6 protein-coding genes are annotated in these 6,577 nt (G+C 43.4%); 2 read left to right on the top strand and 4 right to left on the bottom strand.

Annotated elements, in window-relative coordinates; all coding sequences use genetic code 11:
- Nucleotides 1-55 precede the first annotated feature (55 nt).
- Nucleotides 56-253, bottom strand: coding sequence for a ribbon-helix-helix protein, CopG family (locus QT996_RS27800; RefSeq protein WP_333050674.1), 198 nt, complete (start codon nucleotides 251-253; stop codon nucleotides 56-58).
- Between the two features lie 1,029 nt (nucleotides 254-1,282).
- Here QT996_RS27800 and QT996_RS27795 point away from each other — a divergent pair.
- Nucleotides 1,283-1,792: a hypothetical protein gene (locus QT996_RS27795; RefSeq protein ID WP_015179812.1), complete on the top strand. Its 510-nt coding sequence runs from the start codon at nucleotides 1,283-1,285 to the stop codon at nucleotides 1,790-1,792.
- Entirely contained in the window at nucleotides 1,789-2,475 is a 687-nt protein-coding gene (locus QT996_RS27790) for a hypothetical protein (RefSeq protein ID WP_333050670.1), read from the top strand. The genes QT996_RS27795 and QT996_RS27790 overlap by 4 nt, the downstream gene beginning before the upstream one ends.
- A gap of 1,195 nt (nucleotides 2,476-3,670) precedes the next feature.
- Here the strand turns inward: QT996_RS27790 and QT996_RS27785 are convergent.
- From QT996_RS27785 to QT996_RS27775, 3 genes are all read right to left on the bottom strand, one after another.
- Nucleotides 3,671-3,889 (bottom strand): hypothetical protein, encoded by a 219-nt coding sequence (locus QT996_RS27785; RefSeq protein ID WP_333050667.1) that lies wholly within the window; start codon nucleotides 3,887-3,889, stop codon nucleotides 3,671-3,673.
- 236 nt (nucleotides 3,890-4,125) lie between these two features.
- Nucleotides 4,126-4,623 carry a hypothetical protein gene (locus QT996_RS27780; protein WP_333050665.1) on the bottom strand — a complete coding sequence of 166 codons (498 nt, stop codon included), beginning with the start codon at nucleotides 4,621-4,623 and terminating at the stop codon, nucleotides 4,126-4,128.
- A 222-nt stretch (nucleotides 4,624-4,845) separates the two neighbouring features.
- Complete coding sequence (locus QT996_RS27775; RefSeq protein WP_333050663.1) at nucleotides 4,846-5,142, bottom strand: hypothetical protein; 297 nt, start codon at nucleotides 5,140-5,142, stop codon at nucleotides 4,846-4,848.
- Nucleotides 5,143-6,577 lie beyond the last annotated feature (1,435 nt).

The raw sequence follows: 6,577 nt of genomic DNA, 5'->3' as shown, positions 1-6,577 counted from the left end.
TGATAGTTGACCTTCATAAAAAATCCCTTAATTTTCTGACCTGACATTGTAGCACTTATTTGGCAAAATGGTATAACTTGATCTGTCCTCTAGCAAATTGTTCAACAATTTCTGAGCGAGAAATGCCGTGTATTTTGGCAAGAAGCTCCAGCTCTTTGACGGCTGTTTGTGTGAGGCTAAAGGTGAAGGGTTTTTTGATTTCGTCATACATCTCTGGCTGATTCCTCATGCTTTTATGTTTGGGTTTAGCCATGTCAAAACTCCTTTCTGATTGGGGGAACAAACTTTCAATTGAATTCGACGTTAAAATGAACACAAAAAAAGGAGTTCGGGTGAACTCCTGGCAAAGGGTATTATTTTATTTAGTTGTGGGCTGTCGAGCGTTGAAAAAACTCAACGCTCGCCCGACCAAGTGATTGTCGAACGAAATCCTAGAGAAAATTATGAGAGCTAAGTTTGAGTGGTAGCCGTGGTTTTTGTCGAGCACCAAGAAGTGCTGGAATTTATAACCTTTTAGCTACCTAGGAGTTATTATAGCTTTGTCCCTCAAAATCAGCTACATTTGGTTATTTGGTTTAGTTGTAAGTGATTTAGTTGGTAAGTCTTTACTGGATAGCCTTTAGCTCTTAATAAGAGCATAATAGTGATTGAAACTTAACTTTTATTTACATTTTTTCATCCTGTCTACTTTACGTCAAGTTTCCTCTCATCGGCTACGTCGCCTGATTCCCTCGCTCCCTAAATTTCCCCATGCAAATATACTTGGGGTACAGCCGAGATACTTGCAAAATAGGACGTGATATTAAGAAACGTAACAAATAAGCCCCTAAGTAGCTTTCGAGGAAGCTTGCAAGCACAAAAGCATCCTAAATTGGCTGACTATTCAACCAAGTTTGAGAAGGCAGAGTATTAGTTATACTCTGCCTTCGTACAGACCCAAAAAGCGTCCATCTTTTACTGCCAAGTATTTCAGGCTTTGCTACTTCAAGTCATTTTGTCTTATATTTAAAAAACTTTACGTCTTGTCCTCGGAATGCGCGTATCTCGGCTATACCCCCATTTATACCGATACCGGTAAAGGAAAGTTGCGGCTAAGTTTTCTCAAACTTATAGTGCGATCGCTCCTACCTAAAACGGCTTCAAGCAACCGGGGCGAGCGCTGTATTCGCTACATGGCTCACACCCTTCAATTAAGCCTTGCGGTAAATTAAAGTCGCCACCTCTTGAGTATTCGCTATTCGCGAATGTAGAATAAAGGAAACAATGCGCTCGCTCATCCGCTATGCTAAAACCCCAAGATATCCTTGCAATACTCAAAGTCCACAGTTGGGATTCAACGAACTGGACGTACAGTTCTCTCGCTCAAAGCTTGGGCATGAGCGCATCAGAAGTTCATGCTGCCCTTGAGCGTTCTGAAGCTGCCGGTCTGTATTATGGCTCCGAGCGGAAAATTTTGAAGCAAGCGGTGTTGGAATTCTTGGTTCACGGGCTGCGCTATGTATTCTACGCCCAGCCAGGCCCACTCTCGCGGGGACTGCCAACAGCACATTCTGCTGAGCCATTGAAAAGCAAGCTGGTTGCCTCACCATCTGAGGTTTACGTCTGGCCTGACCCTCAAGGTGTCGTCAGAGGGCAGGCAATCGCGCCTCTGTACCGTTCAGTCCCACAAGCTGCCAGTAACGATCCAAAACTTTATGCCTTGCTCAGCTTGATTGACGCTATTCGAGTTGGTCGGGTGCGGGAGCAACGTTTAGCCGCTAGCGAACTTGAAAAAAGGATCGTCGCTCTATGAATCAGCAGATATTCATGCTGGAAACAGTCGCCCGGGTACTCTCTCAAGTACGCACTACCATCGTCTTCACAGGAGGAGCAACGATATCCCTGTATCTGGACGAAGTGGCTGCTCCTGACATTCGACCTACCGATGATGTTGATTGTGTTGTCGAAATCATGTCCAGAGCTGAATATTACAACTTCTCGAACTTGTTGCGAACCCTTGGGCTTCAAGAAACTACAGAATCAGGCGCACCCCTATGTCGCTGGCAGTATGAGGGCATTTCAATTGATGTGATGCCGTGCGATGAGTCGGTGCTGGGGTTTTCTAACCGCTGGTACAGGCCGGGCATTGCTAATTCTATTCGCTACCAACTTCCAAGTGGTAGGCAAATCCTAATTTTTTCAACGCCTTACCTCCTCGCTTCCAAAATAGAAGCTTTCATTGGTAGAGGTGGGGGTAACTTTTATTTTAGTTCTGATATTGAAGACATCGTGGCATTGCTTGACGGGCGTTTTAGTTTGTTCGAGGAAGTGCAGCAAGCTGACGAAGAAGTGAAAGCATTTTTATCAGGATGGTTTCGAGCCGAGCTTGCAAATCTGTGCGAAATCGCGCCTGCTTTCCTCTCACCCGTTGCTAAAATTTCAGGTCGCACTCGCTTGCTATTGCAAAGAATTGAAAGGCTGGCGATGATAGTTTAGTTGACTGCTAGCAATAGACGGCAGCTCGCACTTGATCGAGGTAAGCCTTACACTCGCGAACAGCCTCAACGGAGCGCAAAAACCAGATAGTCCAGCCTCAACTTTATTGCTGGCATAGTGGGTACTACGCTACAAAATCGCTTCATAAATTTTAGCTGCCTGCCAATTTTCTCACACTTGCTCAACTTGATTTTTAATTCAATTCCGATGCCACAACTTGACTATTAAGTCAATCCACTTGTTGTTAAAAACGCTAAATAATTAGCTAATTGTTGCGTCAGCTAAAGTCAGGGGTTTGCAGTATAAAGTCAGGGGTTTGCAGTATAAAGTCAGGCGGAAAGCAGGTATTTGCAGGGGGTGCACTTTACCTGTATTTACCTGCAAATATCCTGCAAATGCCTGACTTTTTCGGTCAAATTACTGCTTTTTTGTGTCGAGCGTACATTTGCCTGTTGAGGCTGATTTTCGCTGTTCTCTATCGGTAGCAAGCAATGGTTTTGTGATCACAAACCGTGACTTTTACGTGCAAACAAAAAATAATGCACCCTTATGAATGGGGAATCCTAGGTGTCAAGCGACTTGATTTTTATCCGATCTTCGACTGTGCCGGCTGTTCACATTGCTCCTGTTGTTGTGACAACTTCGTAGCAGCACTGGCATCAATTGCTCTCGTCACACCTGGGTAGCGAGCGATCGGCTTGAGCGACAGCTCGATCGCCCACAACGGAGCTCATAGAATCAAACAGGTGATCGGCTACCCATCTCGCGCCGTAGCTTCAGCTATTGAGGAGGATTTTGGCGGGCCTTTCTTGCATCGGTCGATATTGTGGCGATAGTTAGCGAGACGCAATTTGAAGAGTTTAAGCAGCTAAAAGGTGAGGGGCGATCTCATAAAAACGCATAAAAACTTATAAAAACGCATATTGCCGAAAGTTTTCCTAGGTCTGCCGCTCTTTGATTTTCCCTTGCTGCCCACGGAGAAACCAGGAGCGATCGGCTTGTTGGGCAGTCTGATTGCTCCTGCTTGATTCCCCGGTAAATCGATAGGCAATAAGGAAAGCACCATTTCTATAAACTGATAAGGGGGGAAACAACAATTTCCCCCTTTAAAGCTGGAGACTGTTACAGCTCCCTCAGCCTATTCATATATTTTCAGATTTGGCAGTTGCTTGAGCACTTCTGGGATGGAGGTAATCTAATTGTTATCGAGGTGAAGCCCTGTCAGGTTCGACAGTTGCCCGATCGCCTCTGGGATGAAGGTAATCTCATTGTTACCAAGGTCAAGCTTTGTCAGATACGTACACCTGACAATTTCTGGTGGCAATTCTTCCAGATTCAGCCGCGACAAATTCAGCTCCATCAATTGTTCGTTGATGGCTTGCTCAATTTTTCGCACCGCTCTCTCTCGCGTCATGTCCTTTGTCTCTGTATAGTATTTATTTTCATGAAATCAGAATATTTCTGGTTTTTATTTGACTCTCTAGCTTTCAGAAGTGGGGCATCATCTTGAGACAACGGTGCATTAGGTATCTTGGCAACCAACTCAGCCTCAACAATCTAGCTTTCGATACACAGGCTAGAGAGTTCGCTGCTTGTCAGGATATGTGACAATTTCCGTGTTTGCCAAATCTGCACGAGAGCCGGAAAATCCTACATCTGACGAGTGGGAATAGAATTCTCTCTTGGTCTATTTGTCTGTGGATAGACAAAAACTGCAACAACGTTTTGAGATAAAAGGCGCATTGCTTCAAAGGGGCAATTCACTCTTTTAATGGGAATATTATTATCATGCACCCACTCCCAAAATTCAATTGCTACACCATTTTCTATTTTAGGAAATAGAGGCATAGGTACGCCATAATGCTTAGCAATCAAACCCCATCTTGTCAAAGGCGCTTTAAATTGCACTTCCGTACCTTCCAGAGAGGTAGGGTAATAAATTTTTCCGGCTAACACTCCTTTGTTAAATATCATATAATTATCTCCAATTGTTAAGCAACCATCACACGCCCACACCGTTGCCCTGGTAATTGGAGTTCCGTCTGTCGTATAGCGACCGTTCCAACTATCAAACCTCGAAATATTATTTTTAAACTTCTTTTTGCCGTAATTTGGATCTACTTGTTGTCGCCGCTTTGCTTCTCCCATAATATCTCCTAAGTGTTGTTTCCCAAAATCTTTACATCTAAAATCTTTAACGAGGGTTTAGACTTTTCCTCGGTTTTAGGTTTTGTTACAGAATCAATTGAAAACTCCGATTGCAATCGAAGAAATCACCCACACAGTTAAAGCTGTATGGTGCAATGGTTACAGGCAATAAAGCAAAAAATCGACGGCATAGACCATAGACCACAAAAGTGATAAGATAATTCACTGTTTGTAATGTACTTTTTCCCGCTGTCGAATATTTTGGCCATGAAGATGGAACCATTGACTAGAATCTATGTTTCTGAACAAAAGTCCTGCACCATCTACCAATAGAAACTCTTTGAGAATGCTTTCAGCTTCTAAAATATCGTTAGCCGTTTCCGACAAAACCCACCCATTTTCGTCAAATTCCGCTTTTGCCTTTTCAATTAGCTCCGCGCCCTCGACCAAAACCTGATGAGAAAAATTTTTACTATGCGTTAATTCTTTACGTGTAACTTTTCTGGCGAATCTGTGCATAACTCACATCTCCTTTTTTCACACAACTGCCAACGGCTAAGCCAGCGCATCTCTAATTTCCTCCAGCGCGTCCCATTCCTTCAAAAATTCCAACCGTGCGATCGCCCGTTCCACCATTTTAGGATTTGCGCTTGCAGCTTCCGCCACTGCTGCTAGTCTCTAGATATTCCACGACGTATCGTGTCCCGTACTCGCACCAGCCAAGTATTCGAGCTTGATGCAATCTATCCCAGCGGTTAACCCAGCCTGTCCAATTTGTGATCGGAGGTTCGATCGAAGCTAAACCCGAAAAATATTTTTATTTCGGGATTTTAGGTCGAAAAAGGCGATCGGCTCAGGGTGCAGGGTGAGGTATGCGAGTTGCAAGGTGACGTTAGGTCAGGATACGTTCATTACTTGACCGGCGTTGCAACGATCACAGACGCTCTCGCCCTTAAGACACCTTAAACGGTCTGCTCTTAACCTGCCTTCATACCAACAGTTTAGCCGATTGCAAAGCGCGGGCCCGACAACAGCAATTTATGCAACTGTCAAGGCTTACATAACGGCTGTGTTGCCGACTTTCTCACACTTGCTCAACTTGATTCTTAATTCAATTTAGATACTGTAACTTGACTATTAAATCAATGCAGTTTTTGTTAAAAAGGCTAAAAAATAGCTAATTTCTGTGTACCCAAAAGTCAGGCAAGTGCAGTATAAAGTCAGGCGTTTGCAGTATAAAATCACTAAGATTACAGGCATTTGCAGGGACTGCACTTTACCTGTATTTACATGAAAAAATCCTGCAAATGCCTGAATTTTCCTGTCCCTTTACTGCTTTTTTGTGCTGTTCGTGCCATAACCTGTTGGGACTGGTTATGGCGGTTCTCTCTCGGTAGCAAGCAATGTTTTTGTCCGTACAAAGCTTTATTTATTACTTTTAAATAAAAACAATGCACCTCATGAATGCGGAATCCTAGCCACCAGGTCAGGTTTAAGACTTTCTTAAGCTTTAATGACAAATGTAGCTAACTGTAATACAAACTAAGCTGAATATTATACAGCTATAAGAAATGAGAGGGAGAAAGGAGCTGACAACGCCCTCGCCTGTCGAGCAAACACTTTAAGCAAATGGATAGATTGTCAGTTATTGAGTAGCGATCGCAACCAGTTATCCTCAAATGGCGGGGGTCACTTTACGCCCCTATTTTGCTCTTTTGGGGTGAATTTGAAAGTAGTTATATATTTATAAAATGAGATAAACTCAACTATTATCATGGCTATGAAGCTCAAAAATTTGCCTCAAAGTCAGCCAAATCAGTCAAACCAGCCAAATCAGAGACTTTCCAGTCGGCTGGAAATAAGATTGTCTGACTCTGACTAAGCTGTTGCACATTTAAACTGTGATACACGCATTGCCCTTATTTTTGATTTTACGACCCCACTTAATTATTAA

Source organism: Microcoleus sp. S13C4, assembly GCF_036700865.1.
Lineage (GTDB): Bacteria > Cyanobacteriota > Cyanobacteriia > Cyanobacteriales > Microcoleaceae > Microcoleus.
This window is presented reverse-complemented; position numbering and strand designations above follow the sequence as displayed.